Annotated in this window: 18 protein-coding genes; 8 read left to right on the top strand and 10 right to left on the bottom strand. The window is 49.6% G+C overall.

Going from position 1 to position 23,645, the window contains the following annotated elements:
* Positions 1–117: 117 nt before the first annotated feature.
* On the top strand, positions 118–993 hold the full coding sequence (locus tag KSO86_RS02385; RefSeq protein WP_216378080.1) for an alpha/beta hydrolase fold domain-containing protein: 876 nt from the start codon (positions 118–120) through the stop codon (positions 991–993).
* 67 nt (positions 994–1,060) lie between these two features.
* Positions 1,061–1,927, top strand: a complete 867-nt coding sequence (locus KSO86_RS02380; protein ID WP_216431758.1) for a DUF3097 family protein — start codon at positions 1,061–1,063, stop codon at positions 1,925–1,927.
* A 17-nt stretch (positions 1,928–1,944) separates the two neighbouring features.
* Here the strand turns inward: KSO86_RS02380 and KSO86_RS02375 are convergent, their stop codons facing one another.
* Both KSO86_RS02375 and KSO86_RS02370 read right to left on the bottom strand, forming a co-directional pair.
* A complete protein-coding gene (locus KSO86_RS02375) occupies positions 1,945–2,562 on the bottom strand; it encodes a hypothetical protein (protein ID WP_216378082.1) in 618 nt (205 codons plus the stop codon).
* Positions 2,563–2,745: 183 nt separating this feature from the next.
* Entirely contained in the window at positions 2,746–9,423 is a 6,678-nt protein-coding gene (locus KSO86_RS02370; RefSeq protein ID WP_216378083.1) for an alpha-1,6-glucosidase domain-containing protein, read from the bottom strand.
* A 277-nt stretch (positions 9,424–9,700) separates the two neighbouring features.
* On the opposite strand from KSO86_RS02370, the gene KSO86_RS02365 reads away from it, so the two are divergent.
* The gene (locus tag KSO86_RS02365; RefSeq protein ID WP_216378084.1) at positions 9,701–11,383 is read left to right on the top strand and encodes an ATP-binding cassette domain-containing protein; all 1,683 of its coding nucleotides are present in this window, start codon (positions 9,701–9,703) and stop codon (positions 11,381–11,383) included.
* A 127-nt stretch (positions 11,384–11,510) separates the two neighbouring features.
* Here the strand turns inward: KSO86_RS02365 and KSO86_RS02360 are convergent, their stop codons facing one another.
* The 5 genes from KSO86_RS02360 to lepA all read right to left on the bottom strand — a co-directional run bounded on the left by KSO86_RS02360 (position 11,511) and on the right by lepA (position 16,148).
* Positions 11,511–11,930, bottom strand: a complete 420-nt coding sequence (locus KSO86_RS02360; protein WP_216378085.1) for a hypothetical protein — start codon at positions 11,928–11,930, stop codon at positions 11,511–11,513.
* A gap of 9 nt (positions 11,931–11,939) precedes the next feature.
* Positions 11,940–12,146: a helix-turn-helix transcriptional regulator gene (locus KSO86_RS02355; protein ID WP_091281143.1), complete on the bottom strand. Its 207-nt coding sequence runs from the start codon at positions 12,144–12,146 to the stop codon at positions 11,940–11,942.
* Between the two features lie 140 nt (positions 12,147–12,286).
* Positions 12,287–13,477, bottom strand: a complete 1,191-nt coding sequence (hemW, locus tag KSO86_RS02350; RefSeq protein WP_216378086.1) for a radical SAM family heme chaperone HemW — start codon at positions 13,475–13,477, stop codon at positions 12,287–12,289.
* A complete protein-coding gene (trmB, locus tag KSO86_RS02345; RefSeq protein ID WP_216378087.1) occupies positions 13,474–14,292 on the bottom strand; it encodes a tRNA (guanosine(46)-N7)-methyltransferase TrmB in 819 nt (272 codons plus the stop codon). The genes hemW and trmB overlap by 4 nt, the downstream gene beginning before the upstream one ends.
* Positions 14,289–16,148: a translation elongation factor 4 gene (gene lepA, locus KSO86_RS02340; RefSeq protein ID WP_216378088.1), complete on the bottom strand. Its 1,860-nt coding sequence runs from the start codon at positions 16,146–16,148 to the stop codon at positions 14,289–14,291. Before lepA ends, trmB begins: the two co-directional genes overlap by 4 nt.
* 77 nt (positions 16,149–16,225) lie before the next feature.
* On the opposite strand from lepA, the gene KSO86_RS02335 reads away from it, so the two are divergent.
* The 4 genes from KSO86_RS02335 to rpsT all read left to right on the top strand — a co-directional run bounded on the left by KSO86_RS02335 (position 16,226) and on the right by rpsT (position 18,375).
* Positions 16,226–16,825 carry a hypothetical protein gene (locus KSO86_RS02335; RefSeq protein WP_216378089.1) on the top strand — a complete coding sequence of 200 codons (600 nt, stop codon included), beginning with the start codon at positions 16,226–16,228 and terminating at the stop codon, positions 16,823–16,825.
* A gap of 39 nt (positions 16,826–16,864) precedes the next feature.
* The gene (locus KSO86_RS02330) at positions 16,865–17,365 is read left to right on the top strand and encodes a PH domain-containing protein (protein WP_091281131.1); all 501 of its coding nucleotides are present in this window, start codon (positions 16,865–16,867) and stop codon (positions 17,363–17,365) included.
* 12 nt (positions 17,366–17,377) lie between these two features.
* On the top strand, positions 17,378–17,896 hold the full coding sequence (locus KSO86_RS02325) for a type II toxin-antitoxin system PemK/MazF family toxin (RefSeq protein ID WP_216378377.1): 519 nt from the start codon (positions 17,378–17,380) through the stop codon (positions 17,894–17,896).
* Positions 17,897–18,108: 212 nt separating this feature from the next.
* Entirely contained in the window at positions 18,109–18,375 is a 267-nt protein-coding gene (rpsT, locus tag KSO86_RS02320) for a 30S ribosomal protein S20 (RefSeq protein ID WP_216378090.1), read from the top strand.
* 82 nt (positions 18,376–18,457) lie between these two features.
* Here the strand turns inward: rpsT and holA are convergent, their stop codons facing one another.
* The 3 genes from holA to KSO86_RS02305 are packed head-to-tail and all read right to left on the bottom strand — an operon-like array spanning position 18,458 to position 21,700.
* Positions 18,458–19,423 (bottom strand): DNA polymerase III subunit delta, encoded by a 966-nt coding sequence (gene holA, locus KSO86_RS02315; RefSeq protein ID WP_216378091.1) that lies wholly within the window; start codon positions 19,421–19,423, stop codon positions 18,458–18,460.
* 3 nt (positions 19,424–19,426) lie between these two features.
* Entirely contained in the window at positions 19,427–20,854 is a 1,428-nt protein-coding gene (locus KSO86_RS02310) for a ComEC/Rec2 family competence protein (RefSeq protein WP_216378092.1), read from the bottom strand.
* Positions 20,855–20,857: 3 nt separating this feature from the next.
* Positions 20,858–21,700, bottom strand: coding sequence for a ComEA family DNA-binding protein (locus KSO86_RS02305; protein WP_216378093.1), 843 nt, complete (start codon positions 21,698–21,700; stop codon positions 20,858–20,860).
* Positions 21,701–21,836: 136 nt separating this feature from the next.
* Here KSO86_RS02305 and KSO86_RS02300 point away from each other — a divergent pair, with 136 nt between their 5' ends.
* Complete coding sequence (locus KSO86_RS02300; RefSeq protein WP_216378094.1) at positions 21,837–23,636, top strand: helicase HerA-like domain-containing protein; 1,800 nt, start codon at positions 21,837–21,839, stop codon at positions 23,634–23,636.
* Positions 23,637–23,645: the final 9 nt, after the last annotated feature.

The raw sequence follows: 23,645 nt of genomic DNA, 5'->3' as shown, positions 1-23,645 counted from the left end.
ACTCATCTATTCCGAGTGCTAATTCTACGTGGCTTGCGGCGCACTTTCACAACGATAGGCGTGGCGGGTCGCCGATTTCACGATAGGAGAACGTTTCAGCGGTGCTACCATCAACATATGCAATTTTTCATTCGCCACGATGTACTATCCCACTTGGATTATTTACCAGAACAAACGACTTGGGATCTTCCGACATTGCGCTCGGCGCGACCGTTACCAACGGTGACACCCCCACCAACGGTTGCCATGGCAAACGGAGTGGAAGTTCGCATATTTACACCACGCTCTTTGCCTGCAAATACGCCACCTCGACTTGTTATGGTAAGTATCCATGGCGGTGGCTATGTTGCTGGAAAAGCACAACAGGACGACACGAAAAATGCTCAGCTCTGTGAGCTCTTGCAAGCTATCGTTATTGCTCCCGAATACCGACTTGCACCTGAATATCCGCTGCCGGCAGCTTGGGATGACTGCATAGCTGTGACGCAATGGGCTATCAAGAAATATGATGCACCAATTTTTATTCATGGAGATTCTGCTGGTGGCGGGCTCGCATATGCCGTTGGTTGTACACTTCGCTCACTAGTAACTGGAGTTATTCTGTTTGAACCGTGCATTGACCCATCAATGTCTTACGAATCATTCATCACTCATGAACACGGCCCATTTTGGACCCGACGAGCAGCGATCCATGCGTGGGCTGCTACCGTGGGCGATGGCGTCGCAGCTTTACCTTTTCCTAAGCCCTCGGCTCCATATCCGCCAACCGTCGTCGTCGTGAACCCAGTTGATCCACTCCGCGACGAAGGAATTGCGCTCGCCACTGGACTCGTAGATGTTGGTACGGAAGCCGAACTCCACTTTTATCCAGGAACCGTGCACGCTACTCTTTCTGCGCCCGAGTCACATATCTGGCCAGAAATTCAGACACTGATAAAACGCTTCGTGGATTCGCAGATAACTACTTATAGTCAACCGAAAGATCTTGAGTGATTCACATTTTTGCATTCGTTGGCGTGGCGGATCGTTGATTTTGCTATCGGCGTTTTAATCTACTTGCATGACTTTTGATCGTTATGGCTCTGATGTTTTAGCTTCTGGTATGCACACACGCAAAGCTGCCCGGCCCCTCCCAGTGGAGGTCGGGATGGTTCTTGAAGATGTGACCACCGGATACGTCGGTGAAGTCGTCCGGGTTGGGAAAATTACCGGTCAGTGGCAGATGGAGCTAGAAGATCGCCGAGGAAATCGCCGATCGTTTGAATTAGGCAAGGGCTTTTGGTTCGAAGGCGTAGCCGTTGATCTGAAACCTCCTGTAGCCAAGCTCGTTGCCGGACGCGCCGACGATGTGCGTACAGTTGCCGGAAAAACGCTTACTGCTTCGGGCTACTTACATGTGGCTCATAAAGCTCGAGTTGCTCGGCCTTCGCGTATCTGGGTTGAAGGCAAACATGATGCTGAGCTGGTATCAAAAATCTGGGGTGAAGACTTGGCTTATGAAGGCATTATGATCGAGGAACTTTTTGGAGCCGATCATTTGCTTGATGTACTCGATGTTTTTAATCCGTCGGATGAGATCCGTGCCGGCGTACTTCTCGACCACCTTGTTCCTGGCTCAAAAGAATCGCGGATTGCCGAAGTTGCAATGCGTAAACCTGGTGTTCTCGTTTTGGGACATCCATATGTTGATGTATGGCAAGCAGTAAAGCCGCGCGCTATCGGGATAAAAGCGTGGCCAGTTGTTCTGCGTGGTGAAGACATTAAAATCGGAACGCTTGCCAGGCTGGGGTGGGCCCATGATACCGCGGAAGACATCGGACTAGGCTGGAAACGTATCCTTGATTCAGTGAACACCTACACGGATCTCGAGCCAGCTCTTTTGGGCAGAATGGAAGAACTGATCGATTTTGTTACTGCCGGGAAGTAGATTTTGTGCGAATAAGGTTACTGCCACGCACTCCGAGGCAGCGCCTGAGCCAATGCTTCTAGTTTGTTCACGTACTTCGCTACCCGCTCGACGATGTCTGCTTGGCCGTGTGTCGTTGGGAAAACAGCCACAAGATGCTCACCGTTAAAGTAAACGCTATCGGGCGATTCCCATTCGTTAATCGCTGACCGTACTGATTCAGTTAGATATTCTGGCGCACGCCCAATTGACGTCTGGACCTCGAAAAGACCATTCTGTCTTTCAACAATTGCTTCGGCTAAATCCGCAACCGTGCCATCAGAACGTTGAGCTAGAGCGTACGAAATATAGAGCTGATCGCCACTAGGAGATTGGATAGTTACCGCTTTCCAACTACCATGAGATATGCCTTGCACACCGTTTTCACCCGATTCAACTGGCCACATCTCCCCTGGCGTATCTGAACCAAGCAAAAAAGCAGTCGCGTCGTCAATCTGAGAACGAACCTTCCAACCATTTTTCTTCATTGTAGCGGTTACTTTTGCTTCGTCATCCCATGCACCTTGATGCCGAGATCCGAAGATAGCATAAACGATCCCACCAATAATAAGAGCAAAAAATAAAATAGTAATTCCTGGCATTACATACGCGCCCATGTCAACAACTTTCTACCTATTAACAAGTTAGCTGCTCTCACAATAACCCATTATTTTTCGCTTTCTCAATGTCTCATGCCATTAGTGAATATAAGATGCCGAAATTACTAATCGAGACGAACCCAGCAGTAACATCGTTTGCTACTTACTAGGTCCGTCTCGACAGAGTTGTGAGTCGCCTACTTAGGCTCGGTTTCGACGGCTCCACGCCATTGACATACCCACACCAAGTAGTGCTAGAGCTACAAGACCTAGCCAGATAGCTTGAACACCAGTCCGTGATAGCTCGCTTGCTTGATGCTGCATAACTATCGGATCTGATGGCTGAAGCTGCGGTTGGTTGACAGTTTGGCCTCCTGGTTGCGTATGAGAGTCCGGCTGTGGCTCGGGATCCGGCGTAGGTTGCGGATCTGGCTGCGGCTCGGGATCCACCGCATGATCCACAACGTGGTAAACACGCTGCGCAGTTACGGTATTGCCAGCCTTATCAGTCACGGTGTAGGTCACAGTAAACTTACCGGGTTTATCTGTTGTAGCGCCGGCTTGCAACTGCGCATCGATCGTTAGATCACCGTCAACGTTATCGGTTGCAGTTACTCCGTCCAGTAACTGTTCCTTGGAGGGAAGCGCATCCCCTACGGTCAGATTCACGTCAGCTGGCTGAACACTAAGAACCGGAGATTCGGTATCTTCTGTCTGTGATTGGCTAACAACTGTATAGGTACGAGTTGCTGGTTGTGATTCGTTCCCCGCTTGATCACGAACGGTATAGGTTACCTTATACGTAGCTGGGCTTTCCGTGGATATCCCTTCAGCTTGCACGACGTCGCCATTATCGATCTTCTCAATCTTGGTTACGATGCTGTCTGAAGCTAAATCGCCATCGACGTCGTCAGTGGCAGAAACTCCTTCTAACAAAGATGGAACCTCTGTATCAACATTCAAACTGACATTGACTGGATCGACGCTCACAATTGGTGCAACTGTGTCAGCGATCTTTTCTTGCTTATCCACTAATACAACAACCGAGCGGGCCGGAATCGAGATTTTGCCTTCGGTCTTATTCCAGGTCGTCGCTTTAGCAACATCATCAGCGCCATTAGCTTGCACATCCGAGAGCTGATAATCGATTCCTTTCAATTCATTGATTGACTTTTCCTTTGTCTCTGGTGTGGCATTGAAGACCACGAGGACATCTGAAATTTCTGGATCAATATCTATAGCAGATGGGATATTTACTACGCCCGCGGCCCGAACTAGATGCCGTATTGCTGTAATAGCAGCAGGTTCTTTTGCTGGCAGTGGATCACTAATTCGCATCATAATCATCCCCGGTTCAGCCCAAGATCCAGCATCCGGGAATGTCACGCGTTCTTTGATTAAATCAGCAGATCCCAGCGTAAACAATGGTGATGAGGAGCGTAGCTTCAGCAGTTCTCGTGCTTGTGCACTCGCTGATTGCATTGCCGCTTTGTTAGGTTTCAACGATGTGTTCCGAAGCAGTGGTGCCATATTGTCCCACTGTGCTTTATTGTCGCGTTCTGGCGGCAATCCGATACCAAAATTGTTAGTTTGCAAACTCCAATCAATCTGGTTGAAGTAGTCACCAGAATTATAGGAATTACGATCCAACGATTTAGAACGCAAAATGTCAGTCCCGCCGTGCCAGAACATTGGTGACTGGCCCAAAGCCACCGTCGCCAATGACAGTGTATTCATCCGTACTCGATCTGACATCGAGGTATCTTGTGGAAGACCAAAGACGTTTAAGTCATACAACGTCTCATTATCGTGCGCATCGACATAGTTCACAGATTCATACGGTTCAGACGCAAACCCTGCCGACTGTCCAGCGTAATCGATATGGTCGCCACGCGTCCACTTTCCATCGGACGTGTAGAACTCGTAGTCGCGCAAGTTACCTGCCAACCCCAGCCTAATCAGATCTGTCTTCTGCTTCAGCTTCTGGTAGGTAGCTTGATCACCAGTACTATGTGAGTTCGGCGCAGTTGCTAATCCATTTCCGAAGCCTTGTTCGAACTTGTTATCACCATGGCCGTGGACGCCATCACGCAACCGATCATTAAATGACCCGATTCCCGTGCCATCGAGATTGCCTTGTCGGGCCTGCTTGAAGCGCACATCATTGGCAACCGAACCAAAGTTCCAGCCCTCACCATACAGGTACATCTTCTTGCCGTCGATGCCGTCCTTTTCAACAGTGAGTTCGTCCAAAGCACTGCGAACCTTTTCCATAGTGTCGCGAGAATGGAAACCCATCAGGTCGAAGCGGAAACCGTCAACCTTATAGGCTTTCGCCCAGGTAACAATCGAGTCAATCATATGGTCTTCGGCCATCTTGTGTTCGGTAGCGACCTCGGAACAACACGGCGTATTCAGCGTCGTCCCCTTCATATCTAAACGGTAGTAATAGCCTGGAACGATGCGGTCGAACGTCGATTTATCGTACTGTGCTGATGAATACGTGTGGTTATAAACCTGATCCAGGATTACTTGGTAGCCTGCCTTGTGTAGCCCGGCTACCATTTGCCGGTACTCCATTGTGCGCTTACCACCGTATTGATTCTCCGCTGTCGCATAAGATCCTTCTGGTGCTGCGTAATGATACGGATCATAGCCCCAGTTAAAGCCATCTTTTTCGGCAACGCTCATGACGGCTGCTTGCTGTTCGGCATGGTCTGCTCCCGTTTGCGGCACAGAAGGCACTTTTTGATCAGCGCGCAACTCTGGAATAGAACCGATGTCATTAGTTGGCAACAGATGGATCGTGTTCATGCCAGCTGCAGAAAGCTGTTTGAGGTGCTTCATTCCATCTGAATTTTGTTCAGCAAATGCGGCATAAGTTCCGCGCTTTTCGGCAGGAACGGTCTGATCAGCAATCGAAAAATCACGCACATTCAATTCATAAATTGCATGCTGAGCAAAATTAGTGAGCTTTGGTGCTTGGCTTGGCCAGCCCTCGGGTACAAATGTCTTGTCCGTTAAATCAGCGATCACCGAGTGGGTAGAGTTGACAGCTAAGGCCACTGAGTTAGGATCGGTGACGATGTTGTGCTGAATTGTTTCTGCCTTGACCTTTTGATCAGGCTGACTTGATACCGTCGCGATTTCGGGAACATAGACTTCCACATCGTACTGGTAAGGACGGTTCTTCCACTCAGCTTTGCCTGTGATAGTCCATGTTCCGTCGTTCTGACGAATCATCTTGTGTGCGGTGAATTTATCTCCGACGACGCCGTTCTTCCCCGGTTCGTCGAAGAGACGTAGCGTTACTGACTTCGCAGTTGGTGCCCAAAGGGCGAGCGACGGAACGCCGTCGTCAAAAGAAACTCCCTGTGAACGTTTGGATGCACTGTCAGCATAAAGTGCATCTAGCACTCGCGGTATTTGGACGCCACCGGCGTAAAGTGGAACCCCGCGAGGATTCTTATACACGACCATGAGCTGACCAGTCAACACTTTTTCGATGTTCTCGATGGGTTTCTCCGGATGCAACGCAGTGTAGTCACGCAACTGCGGATCCATCTTCTTCAGCTCGGTGGACAAACCACGCGCGTCTTTAGTTAGAGCAACATGCCCGTCAAAACCGGATATACCATCATCGAACTTGATGCCGCCGTTAGATGCCCAGTACAACTCCCAGGTACCGTCATTGCCGAGTTGGGTTGGCCACGCGAAAGTGTCGCGGTTTAACCAGTGGGTTTGGTACTCGATATATTTCGTTGGATCTACAGCTGAGATAGTCAGTGTGTTGTTCTTCGTGTCCAACGTAAAGCGAGTCATTTTGTTTTCTTGGGCAGTGAAGCGGCAATTATTACCTTGGCAACCGATTTCGCCATTATTCCACTTGAAATCCTTAGCTGCTTTAACATCATAGTCGCCCGCCGGTATGGCGAGTGTTTCGTAGATGAAAACACCATCATTTTCCGGATCTGCCATCAAAGTGACGAGACAGGCCGGATCCCAGTCGCCGCTGTTAACACCACCGGTGCAGCCTAATGCTTTGTTAAACGAACCGGGCAATGTCCAGCTAGAACGCTGGGCGGTGTTATAGAACTCGTGAGTATCTGGGTTGTAGAAGAAAGTCACTTTTTGCGGTGAGTCAAGATGATAACGAGAGTTACCCGCGCCTTGCCCGGAAGAAACGCCACGTATTCCGTCCTTTTCACCATATGATTCGTCCCATGTTCCATTTAACGAGACTTTATATTCATAGTCGCCCGCTGGTAGATCGTACGATGCGGTGTACCAGCCTGATGCAGTATCTAGCTTAAGTTCTGCTTGTGTGCAGTCTTGTTGCCACGCTGCGAAACATCCCATTGCCTCGTTATGGTTTCCCGGAACAAAGACGCGGTTGTGAAGTGGGTTAGTTTCAATCACGCCTAGCTCGCTCTGGTCAAGATTTACAGATGCGTAGGAACTAGTTGCAACCTTATGCCCTGCTGAATCAACACTCACTGCACGATATTCTACAAGAGTCCCCCGAGCAAGACCGTCAATATCATGGAATACACGGGGCTTGTCGCCGGTTGCCACCCCCAATTGCTTCCAGTCATTTTCGCCCACGATACGCCACGCGAACGATGTCTCCGCCCAACGATGCGGCGTGATAGTTGCCGCGACTTCCGATAGTGCCGATGTAACGGTTGGCTGCCCGTCTAAGCTACGCGGCTGTGCATTCGCAGCTTGCAACCGATTTGGGGTAAGGGTTATATCCGGTTTTTCGCTGCTGTCAACTGTCTTATTTGCTTTGTAAACAACTGCTCCGAATGGTGGTACGGCGATCTCGATCTTGTCGGTAGCAGTAACCGAATCCGTCGCACCATATAACGGAGCATATTGTGCATTTTGAGTCAGTGTTGGGAATGATACGGACTTTGGAGCATCCGTATTATTAACAGCTACCAAATATTCTGTTTTTTCATCGCGATCTATTCGCGCGAAAGCATAAACACCCGGCCCTCTATCTGCATAAAGCTGGATCTGCGCACCAGTTTTCAATGCTTTATGAGAGTTCCGTAGCTGTGCAACCTTCTGGATCGCCTTATAAACAGGAACGTTCTGAGAAAAATGCTCTTGATTGCCAAAGGTACTGCCATCAATGAGCAGCTGATTTTGATATTCACTCACCTGCGATGCAAACAGTGGCTGACGGGCGTCTTTATCACTTCCGGTACCAACGAAACCCTGTTCATCACCGTAATAAACAACCGGCTGACCACGTGTTAAAAACATCAGTTCGTGTCCCAACAGGTCACGCTTAAGCACGTTGTCCTTATCTTTCAACAGGAAACCGATACGTCCCATATCATGATTACCGAGGAAGGTCGGCATGTCCCCCGCAGCTGAGTGCGGTGTTGTGTATAGATCGTCGGCTGCAAATATTCCGCCGAATGCTTCGGCGCTGCCGCCTTTGAGATAGCCTAGTGTGGCACTTTGCCAACCAAAGTCAAGCGTTGCGTCCATATCGGTGTTGCGTGCATATGGAGCTAGATCGCGAGCATCGAAGTTGTAGACTTCACCAAACATGAAGAAATCTTTGTTGCTCGCGTTAGCTTTAATGTTCTTAGTCCATTGCTGCCAAAATGGAAAGTTGACATGTTTAGCGGTATCGATACGGAATCCATCAATGCCAAAGTTCGCCCACGTTGAATAAATATCGGTCATTGTAGAAACGACCTTGGGATTTTCCGTCATCAGATCATCGAGGGTATAGAAATCACCAAAAGTAAAATCTTCACTGCCACTTTGCCAAGTGCCATTACCGCGGTTGTGGTAGAGGGTAACGTCTTTAAGTGAGTCAGGTTTGATGTCACCGACTCGCTTTGGCTTATATGGGAATGACGTATCTGCAGATAATTCTGGGAACGATGATGTTCCGGCGAGCTCGGTAATGTTAAATGGATTTCCGTGCGCATCTTTATAAGGAAATTCAGTAACTGACTTATACGGAACATCACCAGTGTCCCCGAGATCCTCAAATTGGATCAAATCCGCGGTGTGGTTAACGATAATATCGAAGTACACCTTAATACCACGTGCATGAGCGTCAGCAATGAGTTGCTTCAGCTCATCGTTTGTACCGAGATGAGGATCAATTTGAGTAAAGTCAGTGATCCAGTAACCGTGATACCCGGCACTCGCGTTGTCACCGGTTCCCTGCACTGGCTGATTTTTGAACGACGGGGTTAACCACAGAGAAGTCATCCCCATATTTTGGATGTAATCCAGTTTTTCCCGTAATCCAGCAATATCACCGCCATGGTAGAAAGCCTTATTTGCAGGGTCAAAACCGGACTTCATCGGATTGTCACCCAAGCCAGCAGTATCATTTTCCGGTTTACCGTTGTTGAATCGATCAGTCAGCACAAAATAGAAGTTCTCGCCAGTACCATTAAGGACCGGAGTTTGAATAAGTTCGTTATCGCTCTCTGTATAAGAGCTATCAGCATTGTCTAATTTTAAGCCTATATGTTTCGTTTCGACGTCGAATTGGAACGTTATTTTCGTATCCGCAGCGACGGTGATAGACATATTGTCTTGACCGATATTTGAATACCAATCACTGTCCGCTTTGACCTTATATTGCCAAGTACCCGCTGGCACTGTCAAAGCCTTTTCATAGACTGTAGGCTCTTCAGTAGTATTAGCCATCTGTGTATCATCACAGGTTTGGGCCCAGTCCGAGCACGACGTCGTCTCACTGAGGAAGTCCCCAGTGACGATAATCGAAACTGGCGAGGCATAAGCGGGAATTGCGACCAGCATCGCGCAGGTCAAAACCACACTTGATATCAACGCCAACAACGACTTTGGCCTCCGAGATTTAGTTTGCTTCATTGAAAACTCCTTGCAACCGCAGGCTCGTTATCCTGCAGTTTTCCGTCCAGAAAAGCAATCGACGGTGATCGCTCATACTGATGTTGAAGTTAATCCTACGTAAAAAAATCGGTTATGAAAAGGCTTTCTGTAAATTTCAGCAGAAACACTCGGATGACTTTCTGCCGTATGACATCGGCATTCTCGTCAGAACACGATGACAAATGATTATCGATCGATATAATTCTGTCAGTTGACATCATTAAGGCATATGTGCCACCGAGGAATCGAATAACTTATGGGACAAAAGCTTCACCCCTTACGCGAAGCTGTACGCAGTAGCTGGTGGGCTACTCGTGACGCGTTCCGCGTCTTTCCCTTGCTGACGGCTAGCGCATGGCTCGCATGCTTGGTCATGATGTCCATCCCGTCACTACAGGTATGGTCGGTCCGTTGGGCCGGTGGGCAACTTACTCTCGATAGCCACCGCTCCCGGCTGTTTATTTGTCTTGTTATTGCGGCCTCCGCTACCCTTCTTGGATTGGCTTCGAGCTTATCGTCAAGCATAAACCGAATCTTACAAATGGATTTGCGTGCGCATTACGGAGCGAAGTTTTCTGCCACGGTAGATCATCTCACCCCAGCACAAACCTTAGACAATTCATTTATGAGTAAGGTCCGTGCTACCCGCGAAGCGATCCCATTCAATGTAGCTTGGCAGGCCACGTCAACAATAACCGTTGTTAGTTCGATAATTGCTATGATCCTTCTTGGCGCATCGCTATGGTCTATCAATCCGTGGGCGGCGATTCTTATTATTGCTGCTTTGCTACCAGACCTACTGCTTTACTCGAAGTTAGCTCACGTGGAAAATGATGTTTGGCAAAAAGCTGGCACAGTCACTCGTCGCATTGATTACCTTGAACAGCTCCAAGATTTCACGCCGTCGTCCACTGAAATGGCGGCAAACCCAGGTTCCTTCGGTATTCCAGCGGAACTCAACCACCAGCATAGTCGTTATGCTCAGCTGTGGAATCGAGTGCCACGAGCATCGATACGGCTAACTTTTACGGCGAATATAGCAGTGTTTGCGCTGATGTTTGGCGCACTTTTTATTGTTCTCCAGTCTGACTCGACGGTGAACGACGTCGTAGCCGCAATGCTCGGAATGCTCTCTGGTTTGGCAGTAACTCGCAATGTTGGTTCGGCTTTTGGTGAGCTCATGGCATCTGTTCCATTGATAAAGGCATACAAAGATCTCATAGGATTGCTGACGAAACCACGAGATGGCGAGGTAATTGCTGGACCAGTTGGTATTGAAGTTTCTCATGGGTCATTTACGTATCCAACTGGGACTGGAGCAGCTTTGCAGGATATTAACTTGAGCATTGAGCCCGGAAGCGTCGTGGCATTTCTTGGTGAAAACGGCTGCGGAAAAACGACCTTGGTTAAGCTGCTTGCCGGATTGCTCGAACCAGATACCGGCACTGTTACCATGCATGGCCCACATGCGCAATCGAGTGCAACGTCCGATCGGCAAGCCTCCACATCTATGGTTTTCCAAGAGTTCACCAAGCTGGAATTAACTGTACGCGATTTTGTTGATCCGGCAGGCAAGGAAAGCGATGACGCCATCCGGGACGCGTTAACACGCGCCCGTGCCTGGGATTTTGTTCAACAGCTGCCTGCTGGAATCAACACACAATTAGGACCACAATGGGATGGAAGCGGGCTTTCTGGCGGGCAATGGCAACGCCTTGCCTTAGCGCGGACTTTCCTCTCTGGTGCACCGATATGGATTCTCGATGAACCAACGGCTGCTGTCGATGCAAAAGCTGAGGCCGCGATCTATGAAGACGTGCTACGCCAGCGCCCTGCTGGAACCACAGTCATTATCATTACTCATCGCCCGCAAACACTCACCGATGTAGACGCAGTAGTTCATCTGGAAAATGGGCAAATTATCAACACCGTTTCATAATCCTCAACAACTACCCGTGACTTTCTATTCGCAAAATAGCAACACGTTACTGTTGTGCAAATGAAGGTTCGATGAATCTGTGACTCGTTGTTCTATCGAACCGCGCGGTAAAGAAACCGCCAAAACTCTACTTGATCTTATGCCAGCTCTTGGCAACAAGTTTTTGTAAGCGCTCCTGATTGCCCGTCGTGATATTCCCCGAATAGTGCACCTCGTAGCTATATTCCTTACCTAGATGAGTAAGGCGAATAATTGATTTATTTCGGTGTTCTTCGACAGAAAATTCGTCGATTTCATGCCACGGGATTAACAGGAACTGGGTACCATCGCTGAATCCAAATTCTTTTTCATGGACACCTTTTTCATCAAAATATAGGATGAATTCTCGCGAAGAATCCACGACGAAATACATGACGGATAACAGAAGTTTGAGTAGACCTTTAGGAACCGAGTTATGTTTGAGCACAACTAGATATGAATCGGTATCACCAAAGCTTTCCTTGACTTGTCGCGCGATATCCCGGCTATTGGTAGTAAATAATCCCATTTTTGCTTCCTATTCAACTAAAAAGACGTCAGTAAATTTTTGTTCGAGCACAGCAGATATTTTGTAGGCAGTTTCCAGCGTCGGGCTGATCGTGTTATTTTCGTAGGCCATAATGGAGCGCCGTTTTAATCCGACTGCTTTAGCCAACCGATGCTGTGAAAGTCCTTGTTGTTTTCGAAACTCTGCGATCCGGTTTTTTATGATTGGTTCAGGCATTCTCACCTCACACTTCAGCACTAGACGGTCCCCAAACTTTCCTTGGTTACATTTATAGTACCATTTTGGTTACATTTATAGTACCGATTTCCCTAACAATTTACTCCAGCGGTGTCAGACAAAAGGATGGCAGCAATAGTTCACCAGAGCGCGCGAATAACAGTATCTGCCAGTAACCGCCCGCGTAACGTCAAGACAATCTGCCCACCCAACGCAGCAGCCGGGTCAATAAGCTCATCAGCAATAAGGCCGGCAATCACGCATGGTTGCGTCCCCTCAGGAATAGCAATCCCTTCAGCCAGCCGCACGCCCAGCATAATTGCTTCTTCACGCCGTTCAGTATCCGTGAGATGCTCCACGTCGGCGATCGGCAAATTTCCTGCCAGAAGATGTTGCGCATAGGCACCCGGATGTTTGACATTCCAGAACCTCGTGCCGTTGATGTGGCTATGCGCTCCCGGGCCATATCCCCACCAGTTAGTATTATGCCAATACGCGAGATTATGCCGTGAATGTTTTCCTGGCTTTGCCCAATTTGATACCTCATACCAGGAATAGCCAGCTGCGCTCAGCGCAACCTCGGCCATCTCATATTTTGCAGCCTGCTCGTCTGGATCAGTATCTGGCAACTCGCCCCGCTGCACTTGCCGGCCCATCGCGGTACCTGATTCAATCGTTAGTCCGTAGGCTGAAATATGCCCAGGCTCGAGCGCAATCACAGCGTCAAGAGACGCCTGCCAATCTGCACGGCTCTCCCCCGGCGCACCGTAAATCAAATCCACCGAATACTCTAAGCCTACCTCGCGCGCCCAGTGCGTCACCTTGGTTACTTGTCCCGGGCTGTGCTGTCGCTCTAACGTGGCCAGCACATGCGGAACGGCACTTTGCATACCGAAAGATACGCGGGTGAATCCACCATCTTTTAAGATTTGTAGGGCCTGACGGTCAACCGTTTCCGGGTTAGCTTCGGTTGTGATTTCTGCACCATCGACGACGCCGAACTGCTCACGCAACCTGTCGAGCACTGCAACGAGTTGGCTCGCATTGAGCATGGTTGGTGTACCACCACCAAAAAAGATGGACGTCAATGCTGGTCTTTCTCCATGGCCAGTCAGGTACTGCGCCGAGCTTTTGATTTCTCGAACCAAAGACTCATGGTAATCGCTAACCGAAGCCCCCGCACCAAAATCAGTATTGGTATAGGTATTGAAATCGCAGTACCCGCAACGCACCCGGCAAAACGGGATATGAACGTATGCGCCAAACCCCTCACTAACGTCTGAGTTAGACAACGATAGTGCGCGGGCTGGTTTAGGTGATACCCCGATCACGGCAATGTTATAGTCTGTGCTTCCGATGACGGCGTAGCACACACGTCATGAATCGTCCGGCCGGCATCAATTCCGCGTTGTTCGAAGCGCGTCATAATGCGTCCGTCCCAGCGCAGTGCGAACCCACCAACAAAATCGCCTTCATCGTTTGGATCAGGGTTCTCCCCCGAATGTATATTCGTCATCCACTGGCTACGCTCAATAACGTCACGCATCTGCCAAGCATAGTTATCCCAGTCTGTTGCCATCCGCCACACACCGTCTGGAGCCAACACGCCAGCAATGGTACGAGTAAACGCATCATTAACAATCCGGCGCTTGTGGTGACGAGCTTTACGCCACGGGTCAGGGAAAAACGTCCACACTTCGCGAGCTCGCGGATTCGGCTGGGCCACATCGGTACGGAAAATAATCGGCAGTGCCTGGGCAGCATCTGCTTCCATAATTCGTACGTTCTCTACGCCCTCGCGCACAGCAGCATTCACACATCGTGCCACCCCAGGTGCCCATGCTTCCAACGCCAAAAAATTCCAGTCCGGGTGAGCTTGCGCCTGCGAGATCACCTGTTCGCCTGAACCTGGACCAATCTCCACCACGATCGGTGCTACTCGTCCAAAAGCTGCAGCCAGATCGATAAAAGCGTCGTCGGCAATCGTCGTCTGAGCTTGACCGGCCGGATAGTCAATCACATAATGCGGGCCATGTTCGGCCATAACTTTTTCAAACTTATCCCCTAACCGCGATCCACGCCGGGTAAAGGAGATAATGCGTCCGTAGTTCTTGTTACGTTCAGTGGGCTCGTTCGTCGTCGTCACTTTTTCTTCGCCTCCGGCATGTCTGAAGCCAACGCTGCCACAAACGCTTCTTGTGGAACGTCAACTCGGCCAATCGACTTCATTCGCTTCTTACCGGCCTTCTGCTTCTCAAGCAACTTACGCTTACGAGTAACGTCACCGCCATAGCACTTAGCCAACATATCCTTGCGCAACGCCTTAATCGTTTCACGCGCAATAACACGCGTACCAATCGCAGCCTGCACTGGAATTTCGAACTGCTGGCGTGGAATAAGAGCCTTGAGTTTAGCGGTCATCTCGACACCGTAATGATAGGCGGCATCGCGGTGAACAATAGCGGAAAATGCATCCACTGTCTCGCCGTTGAGTAGAATATTGACCTTAACCAAATCAGCAGTCTGCTCGCCCTCTTCCTTGTAGTCAAGGGACGCATAACCCTTAGTCCGGGACTTGAGCTGATCGAAGAAATCAGTCACGATCTCAGCTAACGGCAACTTGTAGTGTAACTCGACACGGTCTTCGGACAGGTAATCCATCCCGCCCATAATTCCGCGGCGTTGCTGACACAATTCCATAACTGAACCGACGTAGTCCTTCGGCGTCAAAATCGTGGCTTCTACCAACGGTTCATAAATCGCCTTAATCTTGCCGTCAGGGAATTCCGATGGGTTAGCCACCGTATGCTCCTCGCCAGCATCCGTCACTACTCGATAGATAACTGATGGCGCGGTAGCAATAAGATCCAGATCAAACTCGCGCTCGAGTCGCTCGCGGACAATTTCCAAATGCAACAGTCCCAAGAAGCCGCATCGGAAACCAAAACCGAGGGCCACCGAGTTTTCTGGTTCATACGTCAATGCGGCGTCGTTGAGCTTAAGCTTTTCTAGCGCGTCACGCAATGCCGGATAATCTGAACCATCGATCGGGTAAATCCCGGAATACACCATCGGCTTCGGATCGCGATAACCGGCCAATGCTTCATCGGCGGGCTTACGCAAATCAGTAACGGTATCACCCACACGCGACTGGCGAACGTCTTTCACACCAGTAATGAGGTAGCCGACCTCACCCACGCCCAGGCCCTTAGATGGCTTCGGCTCTGGCGAAATGACGCCAATTTCAAGTAGCTCGTGCGTAGTATTCGTGGCCATCATCGATACCCGCTGACGCGGAGCAAGCTGTCCATCAACAACGCGAACATAAGTCACCACGCCACGGTATGAATCGTAGACCGAATCAAAAATCATGGCACGCGTAGGCGCATCCGGGTTACCAACCGGCGATGGCACTTCTAGGACAATCCGATCGAGGAGCTCATCGACGCCTTGACCAGTTTTTCCGGACACTCGAATCACGCTGTCTGGATCGACGCCAAGGAGTGCGCCGATCTCGGCTGCATACTTATCTGGATTTGCAGCTGGCAAGTCGATCTTGTTCAACACTGGAATAATAACCAGATCGTTTTCCATCGCCATGTAGAGGTTAGCGAGCGTCTGCGCCTCGATGCCTTGTGCTGCGTCGACAAGCAAAATCGCGCCCTCACATGCGGCAAGAGAACGGGAGACCTCATACGAAAAGTCAACGTGTCCCGGTGTATCGATCATATTCAGCGCATAAGCATTCTTATCAACCGACCACGGCATGCGCACTGCCTGAGATTTAATCGTAATACCGCGTTCGCGCTCAATATCCATGCGATCGAGGTATTGCGCACGCATATCGCGTTCGGCTACCACACCTGTTAATTGCAACATCCGATCAGCCAAGGTCGATTTCCCATGGTCGATATGTGCAATGATGCAAAAATTTCGGATCCGCGATGGATCAGTGGCGGCGGGCTCGATAGCTTTGAGCTCAGCGGCAGTTGATACAGGCACGTGTTCTCCTTTTCATATAGTCGATTTAACGATACCAGCGGTCAGCAACCTTGCGCTCTAAGTGGCACACTTAGGTTATGAGTATCACCGCAGGTTCGTTACAGTATCTACTTCCGATTATCGAACGCATCGTTCGTTTCCCTGGCAAAATCGTGGTTGTTGCCTCGGGCATCGTCACGGCTCTTGCGCTAGCCATGGGTTGGGCTGCTGGTCGCACAGCTGAGTCAGTTGTCTCGTGGTGGCCGTTTATCGTATCGGTTATTTTTGCCGTTGCGGTCGCCACTTTTGGCGTACTGCGATTTCGATTAGCGCAAGCGGTTGATTCGTCGATAGATAAAATAACGCAGTCGCTTACTGGTTCCGACGACGTGACAATCATTAACCCGGACGGGACCTACGTTGATACTAATACACACACCTTCGACGACGAAGTAGCGCGCGTTCGCGCTAGCCAACGCCGACGTGACGCCCAAGCCGCCGCTGCACATAAACGAAATGTTTTCTTCCCGCGAATCGAAGCAGCTCAGCGAGCCGCCATTGCCGGGGCTGGTGGCGTTGAGAATGCCCCTTATTTAAAATACGACGTACGCATCATTCTGCTGAGTGCGATTCTCAGCATCGTAGCTGTTCCAGTTGGAATTTTTACGTTCGTTGTTTCTCTCATTATCTGGCTGTGATTATTAGAGACACTCGTAAGATATGGCAGAATCACTAGTATGGCTTTTCCGGAAAGATTACTCGGACGCGATGAACACGTCGTCCGTCATATGCGTGAGCATCCTAAAACATTGTTCTGGCACGGATGCGGGCTAGTATTCATCGCTATCATCGCGATGTTATTGATCTACTTTTTACCAGCGTCGTTGCGCCCATGGTCGACTTGGGTTGTCATCGGATTCGCTGGTTTTGCAGCTATCGTTGTGTGGGTTGTGCCGTGGTTGCGGTGGTCTACAGCTACGTATACCATCACGAATCGCCGAATTATTACCCGGTCTGGAATTTTTTCGAAGTCCGGCCACGATATTCCGCTCTCCCGGATCTCAAATGTTGCCTACGACCAAGGCATCCTAGATCGTCTCGTTGGCGCTGGAACATTGATTTTAGAAACCTCCGCAAGTGAGCCGCTAACTCTCCAAGATGTTCCATCAATCAACCGCGTTCACGTTGAGCTCACTGAGCTTCTATTTGCTGACGACGACGCCGACGCAGAGGACTGACCAATCGTGAAGATGTGGCGAACGATAGCGAAGATACTTCTTGATGTTGGCAAACGTGTTGTAGCAGATCAGACCAGCACGCCTTCGTTAGGCCTTCCTGGCCCGCGCGATCAAGCTATCGCCTATGATGTCGCAACTCTAGGAGAACCAGATTTTTCTTATCGTCCAGTCAAGGATGCTATTCCTGATCCAGGCGAAGTAGTGTGGACATGGGTGCCATTTGAGGAGAATGATGGGCGAGGCAAAGACCGTCCAGTTCTGGTCGTAGCCGCGCATGGTAGTGATCATGTGGTATTTGCCCAAACAACATCAAAGGATCACGACCGTGATGCCCAAGATGAGGCCCGTTGGGGCCGATACTGGATGGATATCGGCTCCGGCAATTGGGACGCCCGCCGTCGTCCGTCAGAGGTCAGACTCAACCGGCTTATGATCGTTCATATCAATCAGGTTCGCCGCACTGGCGGCCAGTTGGATCGCCGTATTTTTGTCCGCGTCATCGCTGAAATTAAGAAGTATCTGCACCCATAAGTGATGGGTTACACGCTATCGTCGTCGTCGAACAACACACGACCTGATAGACTAACGCTTGGACTTTATTTACCTGGTCGGGTAATGAGTCCGGCCTCGATTCATAACCACGGGTGTCCCCACGCCTTACAGTCCGGATCAGGCAATCCCTCACCGACCGTATTCCTTTCGTGTCTGCCAGCCAGCATTCACGAGAAATGAAAGAGATTCACGTGGCAAACATCAAGTCCCAAAAGAAGCGCATCAAGACCAACGAGAAGCGCCGTGTCCGTAACCAGGCTTACAAGTCCGAGCTTAAGACGCTCGTTCGTAAGACTCGCGAAGCTATCGCCGCTGGCGATGTGGAAGTTGCAACCGACGCCCTCAAGGTCACCAGCCGCAAGCTGGATAAGGCTGTTTCTAAGGGTATTATCCACAAGAACCAGGCTGCTAACCGTAAGTCGAAGCTCGCCGTTCAGGTAGCTAAACTCGGCAAGTAGTATCTTCGCGTTCTAACGCAAGGAAATAGCGGTGGCTGGACATATTTTGTCCAGCCACCGCTTATATGTATATCAGCTTATTTCACGCGCGAATCTTACGTGCACGCCCCACATCCAAAATTCCGCGTTCAAGGGCATAACCAGGATCTCGTGAGCCACCTTTAACATCTGCGTCAGCCCGGGCTATCGCTGAAATTGCTGCGGCTAGACCGGGTGCCGTCCACCCACGCAAGTCCCGTTTTGCTCGGTCTGCCATCCATGGAACGATAGATACTTTGGCGTCGATTGTTCCTGAGCGTTGCCCTAGAATATGTGCCATTGTGCGCAACTTTGCAGAAATAGCGCCCAATATCGCAGTGGGGGTAGCACCAGTAGCTAGGGCGTGCCGAGCTAACTTCACAGCTTCTCCTACGTTCCCAGCGATCAATGCGTCCGCCACGGTGAATCCTTTAGCTTCGATACGTCCAGAGAAATACGTGTGGATATTTTCTTCAGTAATGAGACCATCGACATCAGCTAGCAGTTGTTGAACAGCAGCTAACAATTCCCGTACATCAGATCCGACTGCTTCGATCAGCGCACCAATGGCCTCTGGAGTCATCTTTCGGCCAGCTGCCCGGATATCTGCAGTGACTGCCTGAACTTTATCCCGCTGGGTCTTCACAGCCGCAATTTTAGTTGTTGGCACGTTGTTTTTAGCTAATGATTGAAGTATTTTTTTACCACGCGCTCCACCATTATGCTGCAGTACGAGAACTACGTCAGGTTCCGGGAACTGCAGATATGTCAGTAAGTCTTCTTGCAGTGCATTCGTTAGAGTTTCTAATTGCCGGATCAAAATTAACCGCCGCTCGCCAAATAAGGAGGGTGAAGCGACTGCACTGAGGTAGCCTCCGCTGTATGAATTTGCGTCAATCTCAATCACATCAGTGTTTAGGTCAATTTCTCTCGCTTGCCGCTTGATAAGTGCTACCGCACGATCGGCATATACCGGTTCGGCAGACTGTATGAGAAGCACTGGCGCCAGCTGTATCTGATCCCATGTCATGCGTTATCCCCTGCCTAAACTGCGTTGATCGCTTGGCCGATATCTGAGTAATAGAAAAATAATAATACCCAGAGCGACAGCGTTTATTACTACTGTGACTATAGGCGAATATTCTACGCTTGGAAACATGTGAACAACAATGTTCATCCACCAAGTGCATATTCCAGCACAGGAGAAAAGGACAGTGCCAACTATCGGCATTATTGGCGCTAATAGGCCACCTGCTAGACCTAAAATTGTCAGTGGCGCAACCACAGGCGCGATAAGAGCGTTAGCAAGTATCGTCCAGACCGACAGAGAATCTTGAATAGTTACGAGCAACGGTGCAGTAGCCACACCGGCTAAGAATGGGATTCCGATCGCGTCAGCAAGGAATGGCGGGATTAAAGCACTTAAAATTGAATGAATGTATCCGCTTCCAATCACGATTGCAGCTACTGCCACAGCGGAAAGCTGAAATCCGAGACTTCTAACAAGGCTTGGTTGTAACAGTGATACTGCCATTACCGTAATTGACAATAATGGCATTGCGCTGGCCGTATATCTTTGCCCAAGTCCTAAGCAGAAGAGCATTCCCATTATTACAGCTCTACTGACAGACGGCTCTGGCGATACTAGCGTAGTTAGTAGATATACCGCGAGCGCGGCTATGGTTCCGGTAACCAAAGGTCGACGTTTTCCGATCAGGAGCAAAACCAGCCCGATCATTAATGAAATATGTGAACCAGATACCGCCGTCAAATGAGATAAACCGAGATTGCGCATATCTCTTTTCATTTCTGGCGGCAATCGAGAATCATCTCCGACGGCGACACCTGGTATCAGAGAATCATGATGGTTAACGGTGGAATGGGCATAATCCATCAGGGCATCATGTACCCGATTAACGTAGTGATTCCAGCCGTTGGCCGGGTAGGTCACAGTTATGGCATGCGCTTGTAGCTGGGCATCACTGCGTTCGGCATAGTTGTTTTGCTGAAGTTTTCCGCGAGTTTGGATAGCGTCAAATCTATTCGGGCACGAAGACGTGGCAACGTGTGCGTGTAGACGGTATCGGTACTGGTATGTCGTCCCAGATACGAGTACTGAAGAAGTAGTTAGGATGAAGTCACAACCACCATTTTTGCTAATGGGATAAGAGTTGATTATGCCGGATGCACGGATTGTCATATTACTTGATATAGCCTTATCGATTAGCTGATGCGATGGCGCAAGTGCGTAAGAATATGTTGTTGCGCAGGTGCACAGGGTGCACACACTTGCTATCACCATAGACGGGACGATACTCGATGGATATTTACTTAGTACTAGTGACACCAGTAAGGTAACAAGTGCTATACCAAGTACGTATGGTTGGCCTTCTATTGGGATAGTAGCGGCGATCCACATAGAGAGCGCCGGAATTAACAACCGACAATCATGAGCGCTCATTGGTTATCCTATGCGGATATGCTCTTGGAGGCGCTCGAGAGTTTTCGGACCGATTCCAGGCACTTCAGTTAGTTGTTCGAGCTGCGCGAATTTCCCATGTTCTTGCCGCCATTTCACAATTGCCTGAGCCGTGGCAGGGCCTATTCCGGGCACCGATTGTAAAGTTGTGCTATCTGCTGAGTTGATATCGACTTTCGGATCACTGTTTTGTTGTTCTGATACAGTTACCTCTTGTTCCTTTGCTTCCTCTCCCACTTTCGGGACATGAATGTGTTCTGCATCTGTAACGGTAGCGGCAAGATTAATTCTAGTTAGATCTGCGTTCTCTAGAGCTCCCCCAGCTGCCTCAACGGCTTCGTTTACCCGAGCCTGAGCTCCAAGAGAAACAATTCCTGGTTTGTTTACGGCACCAGAAACGTACACAACAATATTTTGGTCTTTCTCGTTGCTAGCTGGTTGTTTTTCCGGTTCAGCGGTTTCTGTTGGCTGTGAAGATTCTTGAGGTATTGGGCGAGGCACCTCTGCGTGTCCCTTTTCTGAGGACTGGATAAGAGTAGTTGTGACAACTACTAGTGTTATTAGGACGACGACGATGGCAACGATCCGTGCCGCATCTGAACTCCACTTCATTCTTATGGTTTTTCCAGTATCGCCAATGGCAGCGATATCACGACCAGCTCCCATTGACAATGCTGCCGCAGTTAGCTGTTCTAGACGCTCACTAGTGGCGCGAGTAGTTCCGGCGCTTTCACGTTGTACGTTGTCATATCCAATTCTGGTGTGCGGGCTACGGCGTAAGCTACCTGTTTGGGATCCATGACGACGTTTGGGCGGTGGTGTTTTCATATTTATGAGTATCGTACCGATCGCCGTCGTAAATATTCAGACACAAAAAGTGGTGGAAAACAATCAAAGTACACAACACTGTGGATTAAACACTGACATAGCTGATCTTTGGGAGGCGTGAAGTAACATAGGCTCTATGACCACTCAAGCAGAACTCGCACGTTTGAAAGCACAAGCATTAGCTGCCCAAGCAGAAGCAAAAGCGGCCCAGGCAGCCGCCGCACAAGCAGCATTAGAAGCTGCCCAAGCAGAATTATCAGAACAGGTAGTAGCGGCTGAGGAAAACTCGCTCTCATCTAAACGCCAAAACCAGCAGCTAGAAACAGAATCTCTCAGCTATCAGAACACTGTGAAAGCCGGATATAGTTTCGAATCCAGTTCTTTTACGCTTGGCACATACCTTTCTGGAAATCATCCTATGCCGGGCGTGACTGTCAATATCCCTATTGGAATGCTTAACCGGCATGGTCTTATAGCAGGCGCAACAGGAACAGGAAAGACCCGGACGCTACAGCTTATTGCCGAAGGTCTCTCGCGTTCGGGCGTTCCTGTTTTCCTGACGGACATCAAAGGAGATTTGAGTGGCCTCGCGGAACTTGGCACAAATACTGAAAAACTAGACGCCCGGGTCGCAGAGCAAGGACAACCCTGGGAAGCACAAAGTTTTCCTACCGAGTTCTACAGTCTTGGCGGTCATGGGAAAGGTATCCCCATTCGTACAACGGTTTCAGATTTCGGCCCGCTTCTTTTCGCGAAAGTACTCGGCCTGAACGATACTCAAGAATCTGCTCTCTCCTTAATCTTCCATTGGGCTGATCAAGAACGCTTAGCGTTAATCGATCTTCAAGATTTACGTGCAGTGGTCTCATACCTAACAAGCGATGAAGGTAAGGACGAGCTCCTTGATATTGGTGGAATTGCCCGTGCCACAGCTGGGGTTATTCTCCGAAAAGTTAGCGAGCTCCAAGCCCAAGGGGCAGAGGAATTCTTTGGTGAACCCGCTTTTGATGTTGCGGATCTAATCCAGCATACGCCAGAAGGATACGGCATGATCTCTGCTCTTGAACTGCCGGATGTGCAGTCTCGGCCAGCGCTATTTTCAACGTTCGTTATGTGGCTGCTTGCCGAATTATTCGAGACGTTACCCGAACGTGGTGACGCAGATCTACCTAAACTCGTCTTCTTCTTCGACGAAGCACACTTGCTATTTAACGATGCTTCGGCACAATTCGTAGACCTCGTTGTGCAAACGGTGCGGCTCATTCGATCGAAGGGAGTAGGAATTTTCTTCGTTACTCAAACACCAAAGGATTTACCAGATGACGTACTCGGACAGCTTGGCGCCAAGATACAACACGCACTGCGCGCCCACACCCCGAATGATATGAAGAAGTTGCGGGAAACCGTGAAGACTTTTCCAGTGTCCCCTATTGACCTTGAAACCGCATTACCGAGTTTAGGCACCGGAGAAGCCATTGTTACATTGCTAGATGATCACGGACGGCCAACTCCCGTTGCTCCTACTAGAATTTGGGCACCAGCTGCATCAATGGGCATTGCTTCTGATATGACTTTCGCACAGACTATCGAACAATCAACAACACGGGAGAAATATCAGACCCCAGTGGATCCAGAATCAGCCTACGAGCTCCTACAGGCACGTATTTCAGCTGAACAGGCTGCTGAGATAAATCTACGTGCTCAAGAAGAAGCAAAGAAAGAACAAGAAAAACTTGTACGGGAGCTAGCTAAGCAAGTAGCTGCAGAAGAAAAAGCTGCGCAAAAACAGCGCGACTATGAATTGAGACAAGCACAGAAAGAAATGCAACGGCAACGCAAACGCCAAGAATCTATGCTTGATTCCATCGTAAAATCTGCTGGCAGGACGTTAGCAAAAGAGATCACTCGCGGATTATTCGGCAATCGGCGTCGCTGATTTTCTAAG

The sequence above is a fragment of the Arcanobacterium phocae genome (assembly GCF_018913465.1).
In the GTDB taxonomy this organism is placed as follows: domain Bacteria; phylum Actinomycetota; class Actinomycetes; order Actinomycetales; family Actinomycetaceae; genus Arcanobacterium; species Arcanobacterium phocae_A.
The sequence above is the reverse complement of the archived record's forward strand: the minus strand, read 5'-3'. Positions and strand labels throughout refer to the sequence as shown.